Annotated in this window: 25 protein-coding genes; 13 read left to right on the top strand and 12 right to left on the bottom strand. The window is 48.7% G+C overall.

Annotation, left to right across the window (positions count from 1 at the left end):
- The first annotated feature begins 140 nt into the window (after positions 1 to 140).
- The 6 genes from AC5JMP_RS13695 to AC5JMP_RS13670 all read left to right on the top strand — a co-directional run bounded on the left by AC5JMP_RS13695 (position 141) and on the right by AC5JMP_RS13670 (position 5,877).
- Positions 141 to 695, top strand: a complete 555-nt coding sequence (locus tag AC5JMP_RS13695) for a hypothetical protein (protein WP_495852033.1) — start codon at positions 141 to 143, stop codon at positions 693 to 695.
- Positions 696 to 814: 119 nt separating this feature from the next.
- A complete protein-coding gene (locus tag AC5JMP_RS13690; protein ID WP_495852032.1) occupies positions 815 to 1,468 on the top strand; it encodes a hypothetical protein in 654 nt (217 codons plus the stop codon).
- Between the two features lie 179 nt (positions 1,469 to 1,647).
- Positions 1,648 to 3,678, top strand: a complete 2,031-nt coding sequence (thiO, locus tag AC5JMP_RS13685; protein ID WP_495852031.1) for a glycine oxidase ThiO — start codon at positions 1,648 to 1,650, stop codon at positions 3,676 to 3,678.
- Positions 3,679 to 3,709: 31 nt separating this feature from the next.
- Positions 3,710 to 3,985 carry a phosphoribosylformylglycinamidine synthase subunit PurS gene (gene purS, locus AC5JMP_RS13680; protein WP_495852030.1) on the top strand — a complete coding sequence of 92 codons (276 nt, stop codon included), beginning with the start codon at positions 3,710 to 3,712 and terminating at the stop codon, positions 3,983 to 3,985.
- Positions 3,982 to 4,683 carry a phosphoribosylformylglycinamidine synthase subunit PurQ gene (gene purQ, locus AC5JMP_RS13675; RefSeq protein ID WP_495852029.1) on the top strand — a complete coding sequence of 234 codons (702 nt, stop codon included), beginning with the start codon at positions 3,982 to 3,984 and terminating at the stop codon, positions 4,681 to 4,683. The genes purS and purQ overlap by 4 nt, the downstream gene beginning before the upstream one ends.
- A 330-nt stretch (positions 4,684 to 5,013) precedes the next feature.
- Complete coding sequence (locus tag AC5JMP_RS13670; protein WP_495852028.1) at positions 5,014 to 5,877, top strand: tetratricopeptide repeat protein; 864 nt, start codon at positions 5,014 to 5,016, stop codon at positions 5,875 to 5,877.
- A 187-nt stretch (positions 5,878 to 6,064) separates the two neighbouring features.
- On the opposite strand, the gene AC5JMP_RS13665 is transcribed toward AC5JMP_RS13670, so the two are convergent.
- The 5 genes from AC5JMP_RS13665 to AC5JMP_RS13645 form a co-directional block, all read right to left on the bottom strand.
- The gene (locus tag AC5JMP_RS13665; RefSeq protein ID WP_495852027.1) at positions 6,065 to 6,937 is read right to left on the bottom strand and encodes a metal ABC transporter permease; all 873 of its coding nucleotides are present in this window, start codon (positions 6,935 to 6,937) and stop codon (positions 6,065 to 6,067) included.
- 20 nt (positions 6,938 to 6,957) lie between these two features.
- Positions 6,958 to 7,713 (bottom strand): metal ABC transporter ATP-binding protein, encoded by a 756-nt coding sequence (locus AC5JMP_RS13660; RefSeq protein ID WP_495852026.1) that lies wholly within the window; start codon positions 7,711 to 7,713, stop codon positions 6,958 to 6,960.
- Between the two features lie 23 nt (positions 7,714 to 7,736).
- A complete protein-coding gene (locus AC5JMP_RS13655; RefSeq protein ID WP_495852025.1) occupies positions 7,737 to 8,735 on the bottom strand; it encodes a metal ABC transporter substrate-binding protein in 999 nt (332 codons plus the stop codon).
- 366 nt (positions 8,736 to 9,101) lie between these two features.
- The gene (locus AC5JMP_RS13650) at positions 9,102 to 9,722 is read right to left on the bottom strand and encodes a DNA-3-methyladenine glycosylase (protein ID WP_495852024.1); all 621 of its coding nucleotides are present in this window, start codon (positions 9,720 to 9,722) and stop codon (positions 9,102 to 9,104) included.
- A 40-nt stretch (positions 9,723 to 9,762) separates the two neighbouring features.
- The gene (locus tag AC5JMP_RS13645) at positions 9,763 to 11,073 is read right to left on the bottom strand and encodes a hypothetical protein (protein WP_495852023.1); all 1,311 of its coding nucleotides are present in this window, start codon (positions 11,071 to 11,073) and stop codon (positions 9,763 to 9,765) included.
- A gap of 289 nt (positions 11,074 to 11,362) precedes the next feature.
- On the opposite strand from AC5JMP_RS13645, the gene AC5JMP_RS13640 reads away from it, so the two are divergent.
- Positions 11,363 to 11,893 (top strand): photosystem I assembly protein Ycf3, encoded by a 531-nt coding sequence (locus tag AC5JMP_RS13640; protein WP_495852022.1) that lies wholly within the window; start codon positions 11,363 to 11,365, stop codon positions 11,891 to 11,893.
- Between the two features lie 42 nt (positions 11,894 to 11,935).
- The gene (gene gatC, locus AC5JMP_RS13635; RefSeq protein ID WP_495852021.1) at positions 11,936 to 12,238 is read left to right on the top strand and encodes an Asp-tRNA(Asn)/Glu-tRNA(Gln) amidotransferase subunit GatC; all 303 of its coding nucleotides are present in this window, start codon (positions 11,936 to 11,938) and stop codon (positions 12,236 to 12,238) included.
- 176 nt (positions 12,239 to 12,414) lie between these two features.
- Here the strand turns inward: gatC and AC5JMP_RS13630 are convergent, their stop codons facing one another.
- Together AC5JMP_RS13630 and AC5JMP_RS13625 are read right to left on the bottom strand one after the other, a co-directional pair.
- Positions 12,415 to 12,777 (bottom strand): phage holin family protein, encoded by a 363-nt coding sequence (locus AC5JMP_RS13630; RefSeq protein WP_495852020.1) that lies wholly within the window; start codon positions 12,775 to 12,777, stop codon positions 12,415 to 12,417.
- Positions 12,778 to 13,055: 278 nt separating this feature from the next.
- Positions 13,056 to 13,643: a flavodoxin family protein gene (locus AC5JMP_RS13625; RefSeq protein WP_495852019.1), complete on the bottom strand. Its 588-nt coding sequence runs from the start codon at positions 13,641 to 13,643 to the stop codon at positions 13,056 to 13,058.
- Between the two features lie 111 nt (positions 13,644 to 13,754).
- On the opposite strand from AC5JMP_RS13625, the gene AC5JMP_RS13620 reads away from it, so the two are divergent.
- A complete protein-coding gene (locus AC5JMP_RS13620; protein ID WP_495852018.1) occupies positions 13,755 to 14,135 on the top strand; it encodes a winged helix-turn-helix transcriptional regulator in 381 nt (126 codons plus the stop codon).
- On the opposite strand, the gene AC5JMP_RS13615 is transcribed toward AC5JMP_RS13620, so the two are convergent.
- The 3 genes from AC5JMP_RS13615 to AC5JMP_RS13605 form a co-directional block, all read right to left on the bottom strand.
- The gene (locus AC5JMP_RS13615) at positions 14,132 to 15,517 is read right to left on the bottom strand and encodes a DUF1802 family protein (protein WP_495852017.1); all 1,386 of its coding nucleotides are present in this window, start codon (positions 15,515 to 15,517) and stop codon (positions 14,132 to 14,134) included. The genes AC5JMP_RS13620 and AC5JMP_RS13615 overlap by 4 nt on opposite strands.
- A 15-nt stretch (positions 15,518 to 15,532) precedes the next feature.
- Positions 15,533 to 17,161: a hypothetical protein gene (locus AC5JMP_RS13610; RefSeq protein ID WP_495852016.1), complete on the bottom strand. Its 1,629-nt coding sequence runs from the start codon at positions 17,159 to 17,161 to the stop codon at positions 15,533 to 15,535.
- A gap of 481 nt (positions 17,162 to 17,642) precedes the next feature.
- Positions 17,643 to 18,353 carry a hypothetical protein gene (locus tag AC5JMP_RS13605; RefSeq protein ID WP_495852015.1) on the bottom strand — a complete coding sequence of 237 codons (711 nt, stop codon included), beginning with the start codon at positions 18,351 to 18,353 and terminating at the stop codon, positions 17,643 to 17,645.
- Between the two features lie 27 nt (positions 18,354 to 18,380).
- Here AC5JMP_RS13605 and AC5JMP_RS13600 point away from each other — a divergent pair, with 27 nt between their 5' ends.
- Positions 18,381 to 18,518 carry a hypothetical protein gene (locus AC5JMP_RS13600; RefSeq protein ID WP_495852014.1) on the top strand — a complete coding sequence of 46 codons (138 nt, stop codon included), beginning with the start codon at positions 18,381 to 18,383 and terminating at the stop codon, positions 18,516 to 18,518.
- 46 nt (positions 18,519 to 18,564) lie between these two features.
- Here the strand turns inward: AC5JMP_RS13600 and AC5JMP_RS13595 are convergent, their stop codons facing one another.
- Positions 18,565 to 19,263, bottom strand: coding sequence for a GntR family transcriptional regulator (locus AC5JMP_RS13595; RefSeq protein ID WP_495852013.1), 699 nt, complete (start codon positions 19,261 to 19,263; stop codon positions 18,565 to 18,567).
- A gap of 83 nt (positions 19,264 to 19,346) precedes the next feature.
- Between AC5JMP_RS13595 and AC5JMP_RS13590 the strand changes: the two genes are divergently transcribed.
- Genes AC5JMP_RS13590 through glnT form a run of 3 tightly spaced genes read left to right on the top strand, consistent with a single transcriptional unit; the run spans position 19,347 to position 22,620 of the window.
- Entirely contained in the window at positions 19,347 to 20,324 is a 978-nt protein-coding gene (locus AC5JMP_RS13590; protein WP_495852012.1) for a fatty acid desaturase family protein, read from the top strand.
- On the top strand, positions 20,321 to 21,319 hold the full coding sequence (locus tag AC5JMP_RS13585) for an alpha/beta fold hydrolase (protein ID WP_495852011.1): 999 nt from the start codon (positions 20,321 to 20,323) through the stop codon (positions 21,317 to 21,319). The genes AC5JMP_RS13590 and AC5JMP_RS13585 overlap by 4 nt, the downstream gene beginning before the upstream one ends.
- Positions 21,319 to 22,620, top strand: a complete 1,302-nt coding sequence (gene glnT / locus AC5JMP_RS13580) for a type III glutamate--ammonia ligase (RefSeq protein WP_495852166.1) — start codon at positions 21,319 to 21,321, stop codon at positions 22,618 to 22,620. Before AC5JMP_RS13585 ends, glnT begins: the two co-directional genes overlap by 1 nt.
- A gap of 21 nt (positions 22,621 to 22,641) precedes the next feature.
- Here glnT and AC5JMP_RS13575 read toward each other — a convergent pair whose 3' ends face one another.
- Entirely contained in the window at positions 22,642 to 22,989 is a 348-nt protein-coding gene (locus tag AC5JMP_RS13575; RefSeq protein WP_495852010.1) for a hypothetical protein, read from the bottom strand.
- Positions 22,990 to 23,005: the final 16 nt, after the last annotated feature.

Here is a 23,005-nt window from a genome sequence, read left to right as displayed (position 1 = left end):
TGTAAGCCTAGTCTGAGCCTAGTCAATGAGCCTAATTGATGAGACTGAATATCAGGTTTGATATTTGTTTAGCAATCCTCTATTGCTTCACTTTAGAATGGAGGTAGCGGAACAAGATTAGTAGAACGGAGGTACGCCACATGGATCCAATGCTTGGTTTGCTGGGAGCTAGCGCCATTGCGGCGATCGCAGGAACGGCAGTCAAGGGGATTCTTCGTCCGCTAAGCTGGGCAATGCTAACGGCAGCCGCGCTCTTGTTTGGTTCTAGCAAAATTGTGGATGCTACCAACGCCCTCAGCCAGAGTCCAGCGCTCAGCCAAAATCCACAGCTCAGCCAGAATCCACAGCTTAGCCCCAATTCACAGCCCAGCCAGAATCCATCGCTTGTTCCTGATCCTACCTCCACCCTGTCTTCAAATTCCACAATTTCTTCTCCACCGCTGGCGCAGGGTTGGCAATCCGTAGCACAAGGCTTAAATCCTTCTTTGTCTACGCTGTATGGTCAGAATCAGCTTGCGCAAAGTCAGCCTGCGCAACCCGGCGAATTAGGGGAAGTTGAGGTGGGGCAATCAGGTCAGCCAAACCTGATCAATCAAGCTCCTCCCAATGGCTCTGAATCTGGCACAGCATTATTACAGCCTTCTGCCCCTCCTCCCCGCGTCTCGACAGCTCAACCGATCAGAGGGCTTTGGTAAATATTCCTATTTCCAGCTTCAGCATTTCCAGCTTTAGCTACAAGCAATTATTTTTAGTAACCGCAAAATTGAAGATCATAGGCGATGATTGAAATAGATTTGTTGATGGAGATCAGGGTATGCCCGAACCATTTGGAGTAACGATTGGGATTGCCGGAATTATTCTGATTGGCTTGATATTCACCGCTATTAACCTCGTCAAAGATGCTGGGCGATTTATCGGATTAGGGCTGCTTGGGTTTGTGCTGTTGGTGCTGCTTAACCGGACGATGTCGCCCTCAGGAAACTTGACCAACCCTGGTTCTAATCCCAACTATCCAAATCCTAATATTCCTATTTCTCCAAGTCCCTACACCACTTACCCAGATCCCACTTTTACCTACCCGAATTCCAACAATTCTCCCAATCCCAATCCTGACGCATCCACTTCTCCAACTCAGCGATCGCCCTCCTTCAGCTTTGATTCTGTCTCCAAAGGTATTTCAGACTTTGCAAAGTCGGTTTCAGAAGGTCTTGACAGATTCGTATACGGCGATCCCAATGCCGTTGAACCACCCCCTGATCGGCAAGCTGACGGACGTACAGAACCCGAATCCTCTCAGGTAGAACTGCCTCCTGAACAGCAAGGTTATCAGATTCGCCCAGATGGAGTGCCCAGCCGAGTTAGTACGCTAGTGGTGCCTGACTCACCTTCTTCTGCAAGAGCACCAAATGCTGCTACAGCTGGAGCAGGTGGAGCAGGTGCGAACCGCCCCGTGTCTGCATGGTGGTAGCAAGGCAGACTGTCTTTAGGTTGTCTCAAGACGCTAATGCCTAACCTGCGTTAGATGCTTTTTTTCTACAATCCAGCGACTTTTGTAGAGAATCTCATAGCTGGAATTTCATAGCTGAAGAAGCTGAACTGGAATAGGTTTCGGGCAAGCACGATTTGAGGGCAAGTACGGAGTCTTTCATGCATCCGATAAGTGATATTGCAATCATCGGTGGCGGCATCATCGGGTTGGCGATCGCCATTGACCTGAAGCTGCGCGGAGCCGCAGTGACTATCCTCAGCCGTGATTTTCAGCAGGCAGCCTCCCATGCTGCCGCCGGAATGCTGGCTCCCAGAGCTGAAGCCCTTCCCGATAGCCCCATGTTGGACTTGTGCTTGAAGAGCCTGTCGCTTTATCCAGGCTGGATCAGCAAGTTAGAAAACCTGAGCGGCAAGAGTACAGGCTATTGGTCGAGCGGCATCCTTGCCCCACTTTACAAGCTCCCTGAAACTAAATTGAGCAATCCTGCCCAAATTTGGCTCGATCGCACCGCCCTCCATCATGCCCAGCCTGGACTAGGTGAAGCGATCGGCGGCTGGTGGTATCCTGAAGAAGGACAGGTCGATAATCGGGCCTTGGCTCAGGTCTTGCGATCGGTTGCAGAAATCCTGGGCGTAGATATTCAGGAAGGAATTGCTGTTACTGGAATTCAGCAGTACCAAGGGCAGGTCGTGAGGCTAACCACGACGGGGGGCGATCGCACTGCCGGACACTACATTTTAGCAACCGGAGCTTGGTCACAAGACTTGCTGCCTGTGCCCGTGCAGCCCCGCAAAGGACAAATGCTGGCGGTAAAGGTTGCTGAGGCTGAGAAACTGCCGCTTCAGCGGGTTTTGTTTGGCGAAGAGGCGTATATTGTGCCCCGTCGAGATGGACGGATCGTCATAGGTGCCACGAATGAAGAGGTGGGCTTTACTCCCTACAATACGCCCGCCGGAATGCAGAAATTGCTCAATGCCGCTATTCGGCTTTACCCAGCGCTGAGCAATTTGCCGATTCACGAATGCTGGTGGGGCTTTCGTCCGGCAACGCCCGATGAGCTACCCATTCTGGGGTCAAGCCTCTGTGATAACCTGACCTTGGCAACGGGACACTACCGCAACGGAATTCTGCTGGCACCCATCACGGCAAGGCTGGTGGGCGATCGCGTCTTCAATCAGCAATCTTCTCCCTTACTCGACGCTTTTTCCTGGGAGCGGTTTTACGGTTCCCAGCCTACAGGTTCCATCTCTGACTCTACTTCTCCCTCTGACACAATGCTGCAATATTCTTCCCCGATCGCCCCGCCTGATTCTGCCCCGCCTGATTCTGCCCCCATTGATTCTGCCCCCATTGATTCTGCCGCTGCACCGTTGGTTGATCCTAAGCCTTTAGTGATTGCAGGGCGATCGTTTCGATCGCGCCTGATGACAGGGACAGGAAAGTATCGCAACTTTGACCAAATGCGTCAGAGCGTCGCGGCTAGCGGCTGCGAGATCGTCACGGTCGCAGTTCGTCGCGTCCAGACCAACGCACCCGGTCATGAAGGACTTGCCGAAGCGCTGGACTGGAGCAAAATCTGGATGCTGCCCAATACGGCAGGTTGCCAAACCGCAGAGGAGGCAATTCGTGTGGCGCGGCTAGGGCGAGAAATGGCGAAGCTGTTGGGTCAGGAAGACAACAATTTCGTTAAGTTAGAGGTCATTCCCGATGCCAAATATCTGCTGCCCGACCCAATCGGCACCCTGGAAGCCGCTGAAAAGCTCGTAAAAGAAGGCTTTGCCGTTCTGCCCTACATCAATGCCGATCCGCTACTGGCAAAGCGATTGGAAGAGGTGGGCTGTGCCACCGTTATGCCGCTGGGTTCACCGATCGGCTCAGGGCAGGGTATCAAGAATACCGCCAATATTCAGATTATTATTGAAACGGTTCAAGTGCCTGTTGTGGTGGATGCTGGAATTGGCGCACCTAGCGAAGCGGCTCAGGCAATGGAAATGGGAGCTGACGCGCTGCTGATCAATACGGCGATCGCTCTGGCAGAAAATCCGGCGGCTATGGGTCGCGCCATGGGACTCGCCACAGAAGCCGGACGTTTAGCCTATCTCGCTGGGCGAATTCCCATCAAATCCTATGCCAGCGCCAGTTCGCCACTAACCGGAACGATCACGAGTACCGGATTAAAAGAGCTATAGAATAGAAGGTGCTTTCGTCTTCTTCAAGCGCGTGAACCAAATTTTTCAGGCTCAAATCTACGTTACTCTGCGTCCTTCTGTCCTCGATCCAGCTGGAACCGCTGTACAGTCGGGGCTAACCCATATGGGCTATAGCAATGTCGAGCAGGTGCGCATTGGTAAATATGTGGAGCTGACTTTGACTGCTCCTGATCAAGCTGCCGCCCAACAACAGCTCGATCGCATTTGTGACCAGCTCCTCGCCAATCCTGTGATTGAAAACTATCGATTTGAGCTAAAAGAAGTCGCTGATGAGGTGAACCGATGAAGTTTGGAGTCCTTGTGTTTCCAGGTTCCAACTGCGATCGCGATATTGCCATGGTGGTACGCGATCTATTGCGCCAGCCGACGCGCATGGTTTGGCATGAAGACAGCGATTTGTCTGATCTGGATGTGGTGATTATTCCTGGCGGGTTTAGCTATGGAGACTACCTGCGCTGTGGAGCGATCGCCCGCTTTTCTCCAGCGCTACAGGCAACGCTCAAACATGCAGAACAGGGCAAGTTTGTCTTAGGCGTGTGCAATGGTTTTCAGGTGTTGACTGAGGCAGGGCTGCTGCCCGGAGCCTTAGTCCGCAACCGGAACCTGCATTTCATTTGCGATCGTGTCGCCCTACGGGTTGAACGCACTAATTTACCCTGGACACAAAATTATTATCCGGGGCAGGTAGTGACGCTCCCGATCGCTCATGGCGAAGGCTGCTACTACGCCGATTCCCAAACCTTGGAGGAGTTGGAAACCAACCAGCAAGTGCTGTTTCGCTACTGTACATCTGCGGGAGAGGCGATCGAGTCAGGCAATCCCAACGGGTCGCTCCACAACATTGCGGGTATCTGTAACCGCCAAGGCAATGTGCTGGGCATGATGCCCCACCCCGAACGAGCCGCAGATCCGATACTGGGCAATACTGAGGGCATTCATTTATTTAAGGGGCTACTGGCTCTCACCGGGGCGGCTGTTGCCTAACTAGCGCAAACTTCAGTACTGGTATTCATGTAATGATTTTTTATGGAGTAGGCTTCGCTCACCCCATAAGAAATCATTACATTAGGAGTTACGCATTTTTGTTGTGTGTGGTGGGCTGCGCCCACCACACACAACAAAAATGCACTACAGCTAGAGGGCTTGCGTAAATCCTATACATTTTGAGGGCTACCCAAACGTCTAAGTCGATCAAATATGCCGAATAGGGAACAATAGCAACAATAGCTGAGAAAGAGATAGCCCTCTGCCTAGGAGGTAAGCCTTCTCTAGTATTCTTCGAGTCTAGCCTCTAGACTGTGAAGTAGAAAGGCTGTGCTTAAACTCTCTCTAAACCGATCGCAAACTGCTCCAGGCTCAGAAACTTCTATGAGTCAAGATCTGCAAACTTGGTACGACCAAGGCAATGCTTTATATAAACTGGGGCGCTATGAGGGAGCCGTTTCTCGGTTCGACAAATTTTTAGATCTTCAGCCTGCCCATCATCAGGCTTGGACTCAGCGGGGCTATGCCCTCTGTGAACTGAAGTCCTATGACGAAGCGATCGCCAGCTTCGAGAAAGCCATTCGCATCAAGTCGAAACACGCGCTGGCATGGCATGGCAAAGGCATTGCGCTAGCCAAATTAGGGCGTTACGAAGAGGCAGTCATCAGTTTTAATAAAGCTCTCAAACACGAGCCTGAAGACATCAAAGCCTGGTACAACCAGGGGCAAACCTATCTGCACCTCTACCGCTACAAAGAGGCGATCGCTAGCTTCGACAAAACGATCGAACTGAAGCCAGATAACTACCAAGCCTGGTATAGCCGTGCTGTAGCGATGGCCGCCCTTCGTCGCTACGAAGATGCCCTCACGAGTTTAGACACATCACTAACGCTGAAACGCACCTGTTTCTATGCCTGGAATTATCGGGGGCTAGTGCTGACTAAGCTGAGTCGTTATGGAGAGGCGATCGCCAGCTTCGATAAATCGCTGCAATATCGCTCTGACAATCCCAACGCCTGGTATGGCAAAGCCTGCACCTATGCGACCCAGGAAGATGCAGAAGCAGCCCTCAAGAACTTGTATCGGGCGATCGTTCTCAGCCCTAACCTATACCGAGTCATGGCACAAACCGATAGCTGTTTCGACTTTCTACGAGACAACGAACAGTTTCAAGATTTGCTGAAAAAGCGGTAAGGGCGATCGGGTGATTTTGTAGATGCGCTGTAGGCTTTAGCCATATTTCCGAAAGCTATACAGCATTACGTAATTGAGTTAGGACGAGTTATTTTTGAGAGCCGCGCTCCGCGCGGCTCTCAAAAAATAACTCATTGGATCTAAGCGCGTAGCGCCATATGAGGGGGCAGCAGTCAGTGCTGAAAGGTTATTGATTTGCGTCCGATTCACTGACAGTCTGAGAGTTCCTAGATCTCACCAATAAGCCGTGCTTGGGTGCAAAAATCATCGCGGCGAGAAACAGTAGGGTTTGTACCACAACAATACAGCCCCCAGTTGAACCATCAATGTGGTAACTAATATAAGTGCCCATGACGCTGGAAAATACGCCGGAAGCCATCGCAATCAGGAGCATGTGATCAAAACGATCGCTCAATAAATAAGCAGTTGCACCTGGAGTAACCAACATTGCTACGACTAAAATAATGCCTACTGTCTGAAGTCCAGCAACAGCTGCGAGCGATAGTAAAGACAGAAGGACATAGTAGAGAAAAGTAATGTTTAGACCAATCGATCGAGCATGAGTCGAGTCAAAGCAAAACAGAATCAAGTCCTTTTGTAAAATTGCTAATGTCACTAAAGTGATCGCACTAATTATTACTGTTTGAGTAATATCTGCATCCGAAATTCCCAAGATATTACCAAACAAAATATGAGTCAGATCAACTGAGCTTTTAATTTTAGATACTAATACTAATCCCAGCGCAAAAAATCCAGTAAATACTAAGCCAATCACCGTATCTTCTTTGATGCGCGTTTTTGATTTAATGAATCCGATCGCTATCACAGAACCCACTCCAAACACAAAGGCACCAACCGCAAGAGGAATATTCAGCACATAAGCGATCACTACCCCCGGCATGACGGCATGGGAAACAGCATCGCCCATCAATGCCCAACCTTTCAAAGTCATGTAGCATGATAGAGCAGAACAAACAACTCCCACCAACGCACTGACCAGAATTGCTTTAATCATAAATCCATGCTGTAATGGCGCAGCAAACCATTGAATTAAATCCATTAGAACTTCTCCTGATTGATTTAATTAACTTGACGTTTGGCAGAAGAGAAATCGCCAACTGCTCCACCAAAGGTGCGAGATAAATTTTCCTCGGTAAACACTTCAGAGGTTTTGCCATAAGCCAAAATGCTGCGATTAATCAAAACAACCTGATCGCAGAATGTCGTAATTGACGCTAAATCGTGGGTTGAGATCAGAATCGTGCGTTCTGTTTGGCTAAGCTCCACTAGCAGAGTGATCATCATTTTCTCGGTTTTGATATCGACCCCAGCAAACGGCTCATCCAAAAGCAAGACTGTTCCCTGTTGTGCCAATGCCCGCGCAAAAAAGGTGCGTTTTTTCTGCCCGCCGGATAGCTCACCGATTGGGCGATCGCGCATCTGCCACATTTCCACTCGTTCCAAACTGTCTCTTACAGCTTTTTTATCGCATGATCTCGGCACTCGCAGGAGGTTCATATAGCCATAGCGCCCCATCATGACGACATCGTAGACACTAACCGGAAAATTCCAGTCTACTTCCTCGGACTGAGGGACATAGGCCACCAGATTACTTTTTTGCGCCTGACGGATGGTTAATCCATTGATCAAAATTTTCCCGCTGACGGGCTTGACAAATCCCATTATGGCTTTGAACAAGGTCGATTTCCCTGCTCCATTCATCCCCACCAATCCACAAATCGTCCCTGCTTTTAGCTGGAGCGCGGCTTGGTGTAATGCTACTTTGCTGTGATAAGTAACGGTTACGTTTTCAATGTCAATGCTGACTGAATTCATAGTTTTCTTTGTTTTCCTTTCCTTTACTTCTCTTGCAAGCCTTTGATTAAAGTATTGACGTTGTATTCTAGTAGTCTGAGATAGGTGGAGGCAGGACCATCGGCAGAAGACAAAGAATCGACATAAAACACACCTGCAAAATTTGCGCCTGTTTCCTTTGCAACCTGAAGCTGCGTCTCATTGCTGACGGTGCTCTCGCAAAATACAGCAGGAATCTGATTTGCTTTGACGGTATTAATCACTTTTTCTAATTGCTTTGGCGTGGATTGCTGTTCAGCATTGACTGCCCAAAGGTAAACTTCTTTCAAGCCATAGTCGCGGGCAATGTAAGAGAATGCGCCTTCACAACTGACGATGTAGCGTTTATCAGCGGGAATTGTCGCGATCGCTTGCTTCAGTTTTTCATCAATTGCCCGAATTTGTTCGCTGTAGGTCTTGGCATTTGCGTCATAGGTTATAGCGTTGGCTGGGTCGAGATTTCCTAACGCCTTGCGAATATTTTCAACGTAAATCAAGGCATTTTTAGGCGACATCCAAGCATGGGGATTAGGTTTACCTTGGTAGGCATCTTCAGCAATATTGACCGTCTGAAGCCCATCACTCAAAGTTATGCGAGGAACTTTAGGTAGACTGTTATGAAAGCGATCTGCCCAGCGCTCTAGGTTTAAGCCATTTTCCAAAATCAGGTCAGCTTTTTGACCCCGTTCCAAGTCGCTGGGTGTGACTTGATATCCATGAATTTCAGCACCCGGTTTGGTGATAGATTCAACGATCGCCTTGTCTCCCGCTACATTTCGCACCATGTCAGCCAGAACGGTAAACGTGGTGAGAATAACTTTTTTGTCGTTTCGGGCGGGAGTAGTGGTAGTGGTACGGGACTCTTCACGCGGCTGAGTTGGAGTTGTGGGTGTACATCCACTGATCCAAACACCGACTAATAGACCCACCAGCCCAATTGGATATAAATTAACGACTCGAAAATGCTTGTTAAAGGGCGGCTTGTGCCTCATGGCTAATTTCATAATTCTTTCATTTTTCAAAAGTATAGCGCTACGCGCTTAGATCCAATGAGTTATTTTTTGAGAGCCGCGCGGAGCGCGGCTCTCAAAAAATAACTTGTCCTAACTAAATTACGTAGGGCTATACCACGAAAAGCAGGGAAAATGAAAGAATTATGAAAAGAGGATTTGTGATTGAAATCTCCATTCGCCAGCCTGCGCTAGCCCTCACCTGAGATGCTGAGCTGAAAGCTCCGGTCTCACAACCCTAAACGGCCTGCCGCAGGCGATTGAAAACGCTAAACTGCTTCTGTTAACCTTGATGCTGTGGAACAGTGCGATCGCCTATCCCAATCTGCTGGCAATCCCCCACGCTATATTTCACAACTTTCACCCTCGTTTTGACACAGCTGAGCTATCTGTCAAGTACCAGCGCCAGGGCAAATCCACACCTTGTGTCAGTCCAATTCGAGTCGTTTGAGTTAAGTTGGAGGGCGACTCATTAAGCTGCTGCTGAAATTGTTCGCTACGGTGTTCAAGCCATAAAGGTTGTACAGGTTGCAGCAGGGTTGCGTTTAGAGACAGGTCAATTTTCAAAGCAAGACATAATTTACCTGGGCCAGCAGCTAACCGATGCAGCTTCACATTTTTTTGAGGGTCTATCCAAGGAGGCGATGTCTCCAACTGAAGAGCACGAATGAGAACAGCACTAGGAATCCCATCCAGATCTGTCACAACGTTTAGGCAATGATAGATTCCGTATATCAGGTACACATAACAAGCTCCTGCCGGACCAAACATCACTGAATTACGAGGAGTTCGACGACGATAGGCGTGACAGGCTGGGTCATCGGGCGTATAGGCTTCTGTCTCTACGATTAATCCGCGCAAAATCTTGCCGTCAGGCAACTGTCTGACTAAGACACAGCCTATGAGGTCGGGCGCAACTTGGGTCGAAGGTCTGCTCAACCAATCAGCATTGATATCCTGTGGAGCATCTAAAGCTTTCATTGCTCTAATGTATTGCTATGCTTGCCCTTTGAAAGAAGGGCTAGTCGGTCTGCTCCAGCCGCCTTTGCCAGTCGGCATCCACCTTGCTGGGGTTGAGAAATTCCTGCTCGGTCAAGTCTGTTTCGGTGGTGTAAGCCAAATCTTTTTCGCTGACGATCGTTTCTGCCACAAACTGCTGAGCAAAGGCAAGCTTTTGTTCTAGTGCAGGAAGAGCAGCATTTAGAGCGATCGCTCTTTCTTGTCTCTCGTGGTTGCGTGCCTCAATTTTTTGATTGCGCCACTGCACCCAGAAATAGCGAATCAGCGGAATGGCCAAAAACCCAATGCCGTAGACAAGCAGCACGCCGTAGATGCTGGCAACAAAGCCCACCAAACCCCCAATCTGAGCCGCGATCGCCCCATCGCGCAGCAAGCTCCCTAACACCAGCGCTCCAACCAGATTTACGCCCCCTAGCCCGACCGCGGCAATAATTTGTCCGCTGCTAGCCTGACTAAACCGCCAGACCGACTCCCGCAGGTATGCCGACACAGATTTGGACTGACGCTGACTGGCGCTGACCTGCAAATCGGGGAAATGGTAAACAATCTCGCCCTCTGGACTCACTTCTGGTCGTCCGTTAAAGCGGGTTAAGACGGGCAGCATATAGTCTTCAAAGTCGCCAGGGAGCCGATCGAGGTAGGGGGCTACCTGTTCAGCCACGATCGCTCCGCCGTTGTTGCGGATGACGGTGCCAATCGATCGCCAGCGCTGGTCTTCTAGGTCGGCATTGGGGTTGCCATCACCAAACAGGAACGAAAAGATGGCTTCCAGAAAGTTCATGGAATCCTCGTCTTGTCCACCTCTGCCGCGTTTGCTGCGAGTAGACGATCGGCGAGAATGGGTCGAATAGCCGTAGTTGGGTGAAAATATCCAGTACCAATCCCACATGAAAAGGGAGGGAAAGGAGCCGCTGAAGCCGCTGTCAGAGCTGCTGCCGTTATCGTCTCGCGAGTTGAGAGCGAGTAGGATAATAGCGATCGCCAGCACAATCAGCAGAATGGACGCGCCCAGCATTAGCCCAAAGGAAATGCGAATGAGATAGAACACAATCCGCCAGATTTTGCCCCAGGTTTCCTGAAACCGCAGTCGCCAGTATTTGTTGCGCACCACGTCCCGAAAATTTCGGGGAAACAGGTAGGCAACTTCACCGGACTCTGCGACCTGCATATGTCCTCCGGCTTCAGAGGCTAAGACGAGCAGAGATTGCTCAGCCACTTTGATGTCTAACCCTGCCTGAGCCGCTACATCACCAACGGTAGCGCGATACTTCAGCCTTTCTACGGCTTGCATGACGATTGGATTTGGAGCCATGCGTCTTGATTCCTCAGCTCTCTTAAGCGGTAATGAAAAGAACAGCGGTAATGAAGAACACTGTTTCCTCCAGTATAGGAATTGGAAGGGGTGGGTGTGGAAATCGAGTCTGCGCGATCGAGTCTGCGCGGCTGCCTTTCGCTGCTCAAGCTCAGCCCATCTAGATTAAGCTGAAATACAGGTTAAGCTGAGATACGGTTACTTGACGTGAGAGGTAGAATTCGTTCACGCTTCTCAGTAGGTTGCTTGATCAACTGGCTTCTCACTAACCCCGACTCGCGAGGCAACTATGCCCAGATCTCAACGAAACGACAACTTTATCGATAAAACCTTCACGGTCATGGCAGACATGATCCTGAAGATGATCCCGACGAACAAGACTGCGAAACAGGCGTTTGCTTACTACCGAGATGGTATGTCTGCCCAAGGGGATGGCGAGTATGCTGAGGCGCTTGCCAACTACGAGGAAGCCCTGAAGCTAGAAGAAGATCCCTACGATCGCAGCTTCATTTTCTACAACATGGGCTTGATCTATGCCAGCAATGGTGACCATACCCGCGCGCTAGAGCTGTATCATCAGGCGATCGAAATTAGTCCCCGGATGCCGCAGGCTCTCAACAACATTGCCGTGATCTACCATCATCTGGGCGAACAGTTGGAGGCAGCTAGCAGTTCAGGCAAGTCGGACGAAGCCGAAGCCTATTTTGACCAGGCAGCGGACTACTGGCAGCGTGCTATTCGTCAGGCTCCCAACAACTATATCGAAGCGCAGAACTGGCTGAAGACGACCGGGCGTTCCAAAGCCGACGTTTTCTTCTAAAATTCCGCTAGGTTTCTACTATTCTCTGCTGACCCATTTTTTATGATCGATCGCGAACAGGTTCACAAAGTCGCTCATCTGGCTCGGCTAGATCTGACTCTTGAAGAAGAGACTCAGTTTACAGAGCAGCTAAATGGCATCTTGGGATATTTTGAGCAGTTGAGCGAACTCAACACTGACGACGTGCAGCCTACGACCAGGGCAATTGATGTCAGCAATGTGACGCGCCCCGATCGCGTGGAATCCGGTGGCGATCGCGAACTCATCCTAGACAGCGCGCCCGATCGGGAGGTGACTGCTCAGGGAGATTTCTTCAAGGTTCCTAAAATCATGAATGTTGATTAGTAATGCCATGCTGCTTGGATAGCTAGAATAGTAGAAATCTTCCCTAACCCTTCTGAGGGCTACGGTGTACACACGAGTCTTTTGATTTGCGTCTGAGGTTCGCTAGCCCCCCAATTCTGGGGGACTTTCGGAACTCAAAGTCGTCCAGAATTGGGAGATTTAGGGGAATCAACTGATTAAGCTGTAGCTAAGCCCACTTGACCCAGAATGTAGAAGAGGATGGAGTTGACAATGCTGAGAGCGATCGCTCCCAAAATTGCGCTCCAGATTCCCCAACGCAGCCGAAAACCCTCAACGAGGAGGGCGGCCAGACCAAAGATAATCACGCCACTCAGCAAAGGAATTAGCCCTAGACTGACGATCGCTCCAAAGGATCTAAACCAGTCAGGAAACAGCCCGACTAAGCCGTTAATGGCTCCGATGACTGCTCCAGAAATCAAGGCAATCACGGGATTATCAATCTCAACGCCCAAAGGCAGCTTGGAGATAATCAACAGACTAATCGCAATCACCACGATAGAAATTAAGAACCCAACCATGTTACGCACTCCTCAGATACAGTAAGTCTGAAATACAGTAAGTCTGAAACTTCAACTGAACAAGGGTCACATAGCAACCGCCTTGGCGGTTATGACGAGAACATTTAGGGTGGGGCGCTTCGCGCCTTACTCTGAATGTCCTACGCAGGCTGGCGACAGCTAAGACTATGACCCTCGATACTGAGAATCTATCAGGGTGCCTTGAGACTTGCAACTGTTCAGTTTTGCTGATGGTTTCTGGCTGGAGTGTGGAGACGATTTTTCTAGGATTTTAGGGTTCAATGCCAGCGCTGTACCGCTTCAGCAATGCGCTGCCCGTAGATTTCAGAGGAGAGACGATCGCCCGAATCAATTTCTGCGGGGCTGCCGCTCATATCTAGATTGCTCTGCCCCATGACGCCCAGGAAAGAGCCGAGTCGATTTACTCCGTCTGTTTTGCCAAAATAAGCGCTAGGCAGGTCGGCAAACCCCACCCAAATCATGCCATGCTGAGCGGCGTTAGTTGCCAGATAGAGCAGTGTTCCCTGCTTGTCGCCGCTGAGGGAGCCTGAGTGGGTAAAGCCCCCTGCAATCTTGTTTTTCCAGCCCTGAGCAAACCAAATTTCGCTGGCAGCGTCAATAAAGGCTTTGAACTGTCCTGCTACGCCGCCCATGTAGGTGGGTGAGCCAAAGACGATCGCATCTGCCTGATTCAGAGTTTCTAGAAATTCGGGCTGCTTCCAGCGTCCTTCTGTAATTTGGTCGCCCGTAATCCGCAGCAGCTTGGCTTCTGTTCCCGCAACTTGATTCGCACCTTTGGCGATCGCTTCCGCCATTAAGTGCGTGTGACCTGCGCCTGAAAAATAGACTACGACAACGCTAGACATACCAAACCTCTCTAATTTTCAACCGTTCAGGCTTATCCTAAAGGGGGTAGTTACGAAAGTAAAGTAGTAACCTAAAGGTAACTAATACGCACTTTTTAGTAACTGCTCAACATGTCTACAGAAGAGAACAAAGTTTGTAACAATGAAGACAATAGGGACGCTGTTTGTCCGCTCAGCATTTTGCTGTCCGTCTTATCCGGCTCCTGGACAATGTATATTCTTTGGGTGCTGGCAGAAGACGCAGCGCGGTTTGGCGTATTGAAGCGTAAGGTCGAAGGAATTTCTACCAAAGTCTTGACCGAACGGCTGCGAATGCTGGAAGCTGAGGGCATTTTGTTTCGCCATTACGAAGCCACGATTCCGCCGCAAGTTACCTATGGCTTAACCGATCGCGGACGGGAGCTAATCGATATTCTGATGCAGCTCAATACTCTGGCTCAACGCTGGTATCCGCCTACACCACCTCTGCAAACTTCATCTGACACGCTTTAGACGATCGGCAAATCGCGGAGGAAATAGAAGCGATCGCCATCATTTCCTTTTGCTCGCCCTAAATGTCCTACTAAGGGAGAAGAAAGTTCAATTAAAATTTCGCGCAACTCTTCACGCGTCAAGAACCGATGCGGAGTAGAGTGCATATAAGCACCGTAGAGCGTTCCAACATCAGCATTGTCTTCACTTGTAATCTTTAAATGTTCTTTCACAATTTGGACGATATGCGATCGTAATTTAATATCTCTTGAGACTACCTCAATATATTTCTCAATTTCATCATTCACTTGCCCAGGTACTAAATATCTTTTAAGCTCAATCAAATTGATTGAGTTTGGATGTTGAGCTTGAAGTTTCACTAATTTCTCTAAGGTCATTGCGCTAATAATACTAATTTTTGAGGTTATGGACGATTCTTGAAGTTGTTTGGTAGGCTGACCAGAACCAATAATCAATCTAACAGCAGACATATAATTCTCTCGAAGATGCCTCTTTCCAATCCGATCTAATTCTTCAACTGCTCGATCGGGTATGCTCTTACCTGCTTTACATTCGCCAACCAAAGGATAGGGTTCTGAACAAAAAAGATCTAAACCTCCTGCGCCACCTTTACAAGTTTCATCAACCTTAAATCCTAAGTATTCAAGACCTCTGCGCGTAATATTTTCAAAGTCTGTACCAGCTTGATAATTGCTTTTTCCCTCAAGTTCTTTGCTGCGATCGCCAAGTGATGCGATCGTCTTTATCCAATCTGCGTCTAGATCAGACTGATTTTTAGCTGAATCATCAGCCCACCCAAGAAACACTTTGATTTGGTGACCGAGAGCTTGAGATGCTAAGCTAGGTGAGGGAAGTTGGGCGATCGCGGTGTGTAGCTCCTCTAGTTCAGGATGTTGTGGATTTTCTAAATTAATCAGTTGGTGCCGACGTTGTTTAAATAAAGTATCAGTTAATGCGGGTTTAGCAGTCGTACCTGTTAGAGAGATTGGCAATCTGATGAAGCTTCCAATTTTATCAGGGTTAGCTCGATCACTCAGTATTTTAACAGCTTGATCTAGTTGATAGACTCGCAAATAGGCAACAAATATTTTGTTTCGCTCTTGCAACAGGTCTTGTAGTGATTGATGGTTCCAAATAGTTAAACGAGACAGTTTTTCAATCTCAACTGGATTGCTATAAATCTTGCATATTTCAAGCCGCGCCCAAGCTCGAATTTCAATCGCTTGATTATTGTCAGAAATATCAGCAGGACAAATTGCAAAATACGGAATTGCATTAATAAATGTTCGTGAAATGGCGGCAATCATTCGACCTTGAATCAGAGCCTCTATGTCTGATGCCGCCAAGCAAAACGCAGTATTGATAGAAATGGAACTAATCATCAATACACCTTTAAGTTAAGCAACATCTAGCAAATCCAGATCATCCAGTTCATCGCTTGTTTCAGAAATTATCACTTCAGAAATTGCTTTCTCAAGTTCATTATCTTCATCTGTGATTTCTTCAGGAACCTGACCTGATGGATCACTGAGAATTTCTCGAAGGAGCAAGTTGTCCTGAATTGAGTGCTTCTCGCAAAGGAATCGCTGAAAATCTTCGTAGCTAAACACATCTCCATCTAAGTTTTTAGACATAGTATGCAAAACGAGTAGCGGCTTGACTTCATCTTCTTTGAGCGATACCCATTCACCACCAAGTTTATTAAGCAGCAAATCCAAATGAGTATTGGCAACTTGCCAACGTTTTGAAATTGTCTTGCCTCTGACTAAGCAGCCTCGTGTAAAATCCAAGTCCTTATACAAGGTCAGATATTTAATTCCTGCTCCAACAGAGTGACCATTAGAGTTTTGTAATACACAAACGCCGATTTTGACAGGCTTACCATCTTCCTCACCAAGAATTCTGAAGTTGATGGTATCTTTGTGCCTATACTTTGGCTTGACTTCACGATCGATGCTTTTTAACGTGACATTCTCGATCGTTTGACCTCTCAAGTAGGTTAGGCAAAAGGCAAGAGCATTGGCAATTTTTTCATTATCATCTAGATCAATTTCTAGGCTGCTTAACACATCTTGATAAATTACTTCCAGTTGCTCTATGCGATCGATAGGAATCGTGCCAAAATTCTCGGCGCACCATCTCAAAACATCTCTGACCCCGGCTCCTTGCCCACCAAAAGTATCCCGTAGGGTCTTCTCATCAAACGGATAGATAGGGTGAGGAGGCGTAAGATTCTGATGCGAATAGAATTGCTCTAACCAAAACCCAACCAGCAGTACCACATCATCCGCCTTTAGAGAAGTGAGAGAAATTTCCTGGTGAGCAATTCGATCCTTAACCGCAGTAGCAGTTGATAAAGATTTAAACTCCTCGCTCCAAGTTTTTTCATAAGCAGAGTAAAGAAGAAGTCCTCGCTTGAGGCTGTTATAAATGTCTTTTCCAAGGCTGGCGACGACTTGCGCTCTTGTGAATCCACCCAATAGAGGATCTTCATCATCAGCCAATTCTGTACCGTCTAATTCATCGAAACAAATCACAGGGGTTGTGTAATAACCAACTAAATCCAGGATTTGTCGAGCAGTGCTGAAGGCTTCTGAGTCCTTGTCATCTTTACTTGAATTTGGCAGATCCATCATTTTGGCTTGATCATCCGACAATTCCCGACCAGAGAGCCAGTTGGCGGCGAAGGGAGCATGAGCAGGCGAAAGCATCCAGACTACTGCTTTGATAATGTATGGATTATCGATCTCTGGACAGGTTGATGAAATTTTTGTAGTGAGCTGATTCACAATCTGAGGTCTTTGCGCCAGTAGCTTTGGAAACTGTTCAATCAGCCTTTGAACAGGGTACTCTTTCCCAGTAGCACGGTTAACCAGAGCAGCCGCCAATTCTTGCCACTGCATCACGCCTTGGCTACCTGTTTTCTTCAGACTAGATGCCAAGCTTTGCAAGAACTGACGCTTAATTTGGCTGAGATTGCCATACTCACACATGTAAATGAAGAAGCCGTTGCCCTTTTGCTTCAAGTGCTTGCGAACTCGGCTCAGCACATGAGTTTTACCTACTCCTTTAGGCGCAAGAATGGCTAGACCCGCTGTTCCACTCTGAAGTTGTTTAGAATTGATTTTCTCTACAGTCTCCAAAATTTTTCTAGAAGCATGTTCATGGAGAGAAGGAACATCGGGAAATTCCTCGTCCCAAACCTGATGCGCCTTGACCACAAAATGGCTTTCAAATGGGTTGTGGGTTTGGATAATGTGATTGAGGTGATCGATCGCAGATTGAGAAGTCATAGCTCGCTTTTACCGAAAATTAACTTGTAGAAAGGAAAAGAATCTGCCAGCGCTTAGAGGATGTCTGAGAAGTGTAATTTGCTACCCGAACCGCCCCCTAAATCCCCCAATTCTGGGGGACTTTGAATAAGAACTGGCTCGAAAGCCCCCCAGAATTGGGGGGTTGGGGGGCGAATGCAGAACATTTGAGACTTTTCAGATATCCTCTTAGACTCTAAGCAGCCAGACGTTTGGCATAGCAGCGTAGCTTGCCAAACTTGGTCGTTACAGAATCTTCGATCTTGTCTGGGGCGCTATCTTCTACGCTTTCTTCCAATAACTCAAAGACATCATCGGACTGCAAGGTAAATAACCAATCGCTGAACTGTCCCCGCGCCACCCGATCGCCCAATTCTCTCCGAATCCGGTAAATTGGCACCAGATTGTCCATGTTGTAATCACGATTCAGCCGATCGAAGACTTCCAGCGCCACGGTTTTGAATTCTTCATAGGAGGCGATCGCCTTTACAGCCGTGACTTCCGCAGTTTTGCCGTTACCGTTGGCTGTAGGTGCGATCGTAATTCCAGCATTTTGCCCTACTACCAATTCCAGAGCATCCAGTGATTCTCTTGTGCTGACCACCGTTCCAGCAAAGCTAAAATCAGCACTCGTCAAACCTTGCAACAGTTTACCTTTGCCCTCCTCTGAAATTGAGAAATATTGATATCTGCTGTTTTGGGTGATTTGGATCGTGCCTGCCGCTTCCATTTCTTGAAAAAGCGCTTTGTGTTTGCTCAGCTTTCCTGCGCTAACTGCCTTTCCTTCTTTTTTTTCTAGACTCCAGAGAGACAAAAGGGCACGGGTTTGAAGGCAAGCTTGGGAAGCAGGCTTTGGCTCACTTGTCGCTGGATGAGCTTGGCTAGATTTAATCTCTGTTTTAGGCATAAATACAATCTCTAAATAACTTCTGTTATGGCTTCCCCTATCCGTTATGACGCGATCGCTCCAACTTCTGCCGGGACATCCCGCAACTTTCACAGACTCTTTGAAGCCCCTTTACGGGCACTTTACTCAGCATTCCCGTGTTTTCTCGATCCGCCACATGGCTGAGAAGGTTTTTTAGAAGCGCTAAATATTGTACTCAACAGAGAAAAAACTATATTCGATCGATTCGCACCGAGTAACAAAAGCGATCGCCTCGTGAGATTGATTCACCGTAGACGATCGCGCAGTTCTTCTCGGTATATGCCGTGTGTTGATAAACGATCAGCGGGTGTCCCAATGGCACCTCTAGCTGTTCGCTAGTTTCATAGTCTGCTTGTGTACATTCAATCACCGCATCAATCTTTTTGACCTGAATCCCCTGTTGCTCTAACGTGGTGAAAGTCAGTTGCTCACGCAGATCTTTTTCGTATACTTCACCAAACTCCGGCAGGATATAGGTAATATCTACGCAGCCTGGAATGCCGTTAAACGACAATACTTTTTTTTGGAGATGGGCGATCGAACACTTCAGAACTTTCCGAACTTCGTCTGGAACCGTCACTGGCTCAAAAAATAGGGTTCTTACGGTAATTTCTACGCCCTGTCGCGCCATGTCTGCTTCCAGCAATAGAGGACTCGAAAGCAGATAAGCTACTTTCTGCTGAGTGGCAACAAACGCGCCTTTTCCTCGCTGCACCGTGATCAAGCCTTGCTGCGTTAAGTTTGAAATTGCCCGCCTTGCCGTGATTCGACTCACCTTAAACTCAGCCATTAACTGATGTTCGCTCGGCAGCTGGTCGCCTAATTGATACTGTCCAGCGAGAATGCGATCGCGCAGTTGCTCAGAAATTGCTAAATGCAAAGGAATCATGCTGAAATTCGGTAGCCTCAAATACAGTGTTGCAATTTCTGAACAATTAGACTTGTTATAACAAGTTGGAAGGAAGATAAACCGTGAACCTAGCTGTTTCTGAGTCTCTGCCTATTTCTGAGTCTACTAGCGCTGAGTCTACTACTTCTGAGTCTACTGCACCGGAAATCCGTTCCGTTCTCACCATCGACACATTGAAAGGACTGAATCGGCGATCGACAACCAAAGGCGCTCTTCAGCTTGCCTCACATTTTCTGATTCTGGGCATTAGCGGATATGTTTGGGGCACAAGCTTTGGACATTGGGCGATCGCACTCCCGGCTTTAATCCTCTACGGATTTGGTTTTGCGGCGATGTTTGCACCCTTACATGAATGTTCGCACCGCACCGCATTTGACAACAATGTCCTTAATGACGCGGTTTGTTGGGTCGCAGGTCTACTGTCATTCTATAACAGCGCCTTCTTTCGGCGATATCATAAGTGGCACCATCGCTATGCCCAAGATCCCGACAAAGATCCAGAGCTAAGCGATCCGGTGCCGCAAACCTTCAAAGACTATCTGATCACGATTAGCGGTTTGCCCTGGTGGTGGGGAAAGTTAAAGTCTCATACCCGTGTGGCTCTAGGACAGTTGGACAGCTATCCGTTTATTCCCAAGAGCGCCCGTGCGGAAGTCATTCGCTCAACCCGATTGCAGCTTACAGTTTACGCGATCGCCATCCTCATCTCGATTGCCGCTCATCAACCTTGGTTTGTGCTGTACTGGCTCTTTCCACTGTTCATAGGACAGCCGATTCTACGATTCGTCTTGTTGGCAGAACATACAGGATGCAGTTACGATCGCAATCCATTTACAAATACGCGATCGACCATGACGCTATTCCCGCTGGGATTCCTCATGTGGAATATGCCGTTTCATGCAGAACATCATCTTTATCCGTCAATTCCCTTTCATCAGCTTCCCCAGACTCACCAGCAGGTTAAGCAATATCTCGCCCACGTCGATTCAGGCTATGTCAAAGTCAATCGTGATATCGTATCCAATCTTTCCGAAGCATGATTCCATTCACGCTCAAGAATTTTGTGCTTCACTGTGGTGAAACGCTTCCTGAAGCGCAGATCATCTACCAAACCTATGGGAACTTGAATGTCGATCGCACTAATGCTATTCTTTACCCAACTTCATACGGTGCGCAGCATTCTGATATTGATTGGTTAATTCGCTCTGACGGTATCTTAGATCCAACTCAGTGGTTTGTGATTATCCCCAATATGTTTGGGAACGGGCTTTCAACTTCGCCCAGCAATAGCGATCGCGGGCTAGAGATTCGGTTCAGCCATGTTGATAATGTTCGTGCACAGCAGCAGCTCTTGCAGAAAGTGTTTCAGATTGAGCAGCTTGCCCTCATTTATGGCTGGTCGATGGGCGCACAGCAGGCATACCACTGGGGCGCGCTATATCCCGATCGCGTTCAGCGGATTGCGGCTCTCTGCGGCACGGCTCGCACCACCGATCATAATAAGGTTTTTCTCCAGAGCTTACGCGCTGCCCTCACGGCTGATCCCGCCTGGACAGGAACGCGATTTGAAGCAATTCCCGATCGCGGATTTCCAGCCTTCGCCCGCATTTACGCAAGTTGGGCAGCGTCCCAAGCCTTCTACCGAGAGGGAATTTACTACAAGCTAGGCTATTCTTCACTCGAAGATTATTTGGTTCGAGCCTGGGAAGCTGGCTATCGGCAGCGCGATCCGCATAACCTTTTGGCAATGATTGATACGTGGCTGCATTGCGATGTGAGCGATAATTCTCGCTACCAGGGCAACTATCAAGCGGCTTTGAATGCTATTCAAGCCAAAACATTTGTGATGCCTGCAACAACCGATTTGTACTTTACCCCTGAAGACTGTGCCGCAGAAGCCGCGCTGATTCCTAACGCCGAGTATCATCCGATTCCGTCCATTTGGGGACATCGAGCCGGGAATCCCTATCAAAATCCAGTCGATGCCGCCTTTATTCGATCGAAGATTCAAACCTTACTCCAAACAGACCTATGATGCTGTCTCAGATTGCTCGTGATCAGGGCATTCGCTACTTCTTGATTTCGTTCACCGACTTATTTGGAGTGCAGCGATCGAAGCTAGTTCCCGCTGAAAGCATTGATCAAATGGCCACGAATGGCGCGGGATTCGCCGGGTTTGCGGCTTGGCTAGACATGACCCCTGCCGATCCGGATATGCTGGCAATTCCGGATGCAGATAGCTTGATTCAGCTCCCGTGGCAACCTGATGTAGCGTGGATGCCAGCAGATCTGCACACCGTCACCGGGCAGCCTATAGAACAGGCTCCTAGAGTAGTGCTTAAGCGCGTCTTGCGACAGGCAGAAGAACTGGGCTATCGGATTCGGACGGGCGTAGAATGTGAATACTTTCTGCTGAATGCCGAGGGTGAACAGATCTCAGATTCGCGCGATCGCCAGAGCAAGCCCTGTTACGATCAGCAATCCTTGATGCGTCGCTATGACGTGATCCGTGAAATCTGTGATGCCATGCTTTCACTGGGATGGGGCGCATACCAGAATGATCACGAAGACGGGAATGGTCAGTTTGAGATGAATTGGATGTACGCGGATGCGCTCGTCACCGCCGATCGCCATGCTTTCTTTAAGTACATGGTGAAGGCGATTGCCGAAAAGCACGGTCTTCGCGCCACGTTCATGCCCAAGCCCTTCGCCCATCTGACCGGAAATGGCTGTCATACCCATCTCTCTATCTGGGACATTGCTGGAACAGAAAATTTATTTGACGATCCGCAGGGAGAATTGGGGCTTTCAAAACTCGGCTACCAGTTCATTGCCGGAGTCTTGAATTCGGCGGAAGCGCTTTGTGCGATCGTCAACCCAACGGTCAACTCCTACAAACGTATCAATGCTGCCGTCACGACATCAGGTGCAACTTGGTCTCCCAACACCGCCAGCTATAGCGGTAACAATCGGACGCACACGATCCGCATCCCGGATACGGGTCGCTTTGAGTTTCGACTACCCGATGGCGCTGCAAATCCCTACCTACTGCCCGCCGCTTTGAGTGCCGCAGGGCTGGATGGCATTGTCGAACAACGTGATCCAGGAGTGCGACGAGATAATAATAGCTACACCGATCCCCTGCCTGTTGATCAGGTGAAGGCGCTGCCAGGGAACCTATTAGATGCACTGCGGTGTTTAGAATCGGATCAGGTGTTGAGGCGATCGCTAGGTGAATCCTGCATTACCGCCTATCTAAAGCTCAAGCATCAAGAATGGCATCAGTACAGCGCTTGCGTTACGCCCTGGGAGTTAGAGACCACGCTGGATTGCTAGCCACATCAACGCAGCTCACTCTCAACGTAGCGATCTCATTCCTCGCCCTGCCCAATAAGCCAGGACACATCCCACCAGCATATGCAGGGCGATCGTCCCTACAATACTGACTGTGGCAAGCTCAAGCTTTATAGGTGGGTTATCTTCGATCGTGTGTATTGCTGCCCATGAGTAGAGACTCAGCATAATCAGCACTCCCAAAGACAACACCAGCCAAAGTCCCAGGGCACTCATCATAGCCATTAGACGCCTTTTCTCACGGTGAGTCCAGTAGCGTTTCACAGACACAATGACGATCAAAGCGATCGTCAAAAGGAGAGTAAGCCAGAAACACCAAGACAGAAGGGCGATGAAGGTTTCAGTGCGCATACCGGAGGTTTCCTAA

The organism is Drouetiella sp. (assembly GCF_059504425.1).
This window is presented reverse-complemented; position numbering and strand designations above follow the sequence as displayed.

What these genes read in the sequence shown, in the direction of transcription:
- AC5JMP_RS13650 (WP_495852024.1), bottom strand. Translation starts at nt 9,722, where the DNA reads ATGAAAGCTTTAGATGCTCCACAGGATATCAATGCTGATTGGTTGAGC.
- AC5JMP_RS13615 (WP_495852017.1), bottom strand. Translation starts at nt 15,517, where the DNA reads ATGATTAGTTCCATTTCTATCAATACTGCGTTTTGCTTGGCGGCATCA.
- AC5JMP_RS13690 (WP_495852032.1), top strand. Translation starts at nt 815, where the DNA reads ATGCCCGAACCATTTGGAGTAACGATTGGGATTGCCGGAATTATTCTG.
- gatC (WP_495852021.1), top strand. Translation starts at nt 11,936, where the DNA reads ATGATCGATCGCGAACAGGTTCACAAAGTCGCTCATCTGGCTCGGCTA.
- thiO (WP_495852031.1), top strand. Translation starts at nt 1,648, where the DNA reads ATGCATCCGATAAGTGATATTGCAATCATCGGTGGCGGCATCATCGGG.
- AC5JMP_RS13655 (WP_495852025.1), bottom strand. Translation starts at nt 8,735, where the DNA reads ATGAAATTAGCCATGAGGCACAAGCCGCCCTTTAACAAGCATTTTCGA.
- AC5JMP_RS13620 (WP_495852018.1), top strand. Translation starts at nt 13,755, where the DNA reads ATGTCTACAGAAGAGAACAAAGTTTGTAACAATGAAGACAATAGGGAC.
- AC5JMP_RS13600 (WP_495852014.1), top strand. Translation starts at nt 18,381, where the DNA reads ATGGCTTCCCCTATCCGTTATGACGCGATCGCTCCAACTTCTGCCGGG.
- glnT (WP_495852166.1), top strand. Translation starts at nt 21,319, where the DNA reads ATGCTGTCTCAGATTGCTCGTGATCAGGGCATTCGCTACTTCTTGATT.
- AC5JMP_RS13575 (WP_495852010.1), bottom strand. Translation starts at nt 22,989, where the DNA reads ATGCGCACTGAAACCTTCATCGCCCTTCTGTCTTGGTGTTTCTGGCTT.
- purQ (WP_495852029.1), top strand. Translation starts at nt 3,982, where the DNA reads ATGAAGTTTGGAGTCCTTGTGTTTCCAGGTTCCAACTGCGATCGCGAT.
- AC5JMP_RS13640 (WP_495852022.1), top strand. Translation starts at nt 11,363, where the DNA reads ATGCCCAGATCTCAACGAAACGACAACTTTATCGATAAAACCTTCACG.
- AC5JMP_RS13585 (WP_495852011.1), top strand. Translation starts at nt 20,321, where the DNA reads ATGATTCCATTCACGCTCAAGAATTTTGTGCTTCACTGTGGTGAAACG.
- AC5JMP_RS13630 (WP_495852020.1), bottom strand. Translation starts at nt 12,777, where the DNA reads ATGGTTGGGTTCTTAATTTCTATCGTGGTGATTGCGATTAGTCTGTTG.
- AC5JMP_RS13645 (WP_495852023.1), bottom strand. Translation starts at nt 11,073, where the DNA reads ATGGCTCCAAATCCAATCGTCATGCAAGCCGTAGAAAGGCTGAAGTAT.
- AC5JMP_RS13625 (WP_495852019.1), bottom strand. Translation starts at nt 13,643, where the DNA reads ATGTCTAGCGTTGTCGTAGTCTATTTTTCAGGCGCAGGTCACACGCAC.
- AC5JMP_RS13595 (WP_495852013.1), bottom strand. Translation starts at nt 19,263, where the DNA reads ATGATTCCTTTGCATTTAGCAATTTCTGAGCAACTGCGCGATCGCATT.
- AC5JMP_RS13695 (WP_495852033.1), top strand. Translation starts at nt 141, where the DNA reads ATGGATCCAATGCTTGGTTTGCTGGGAGCTAGCGCCATTGCGGCGATC.
- AC5JMP_RS13665 (WP_495852027.1), bottom strand. Translation starts at nt 6,937, where the DNA reads ATGGATTTAATTCAATGGTTTGCTGCGCCATTACAGCATGGATTTATG.
- AC5JMP_RS13605 (WP_495852015.1), bottom strand. Translation starts at nt 18,353, where the DNA reads ATGCCTAAAACAGAGATTAAATCTAGCCAAGCTCATCCAGCGACAAGT.
- AC5JMP_RS13660 (WP_495852026.1), bottom strand. Translation starts at nt 7,713, where the DNA reads ATGAATTCAGTCAGCATTGACATTGAAAACGTAACCGTTACTTATCAC.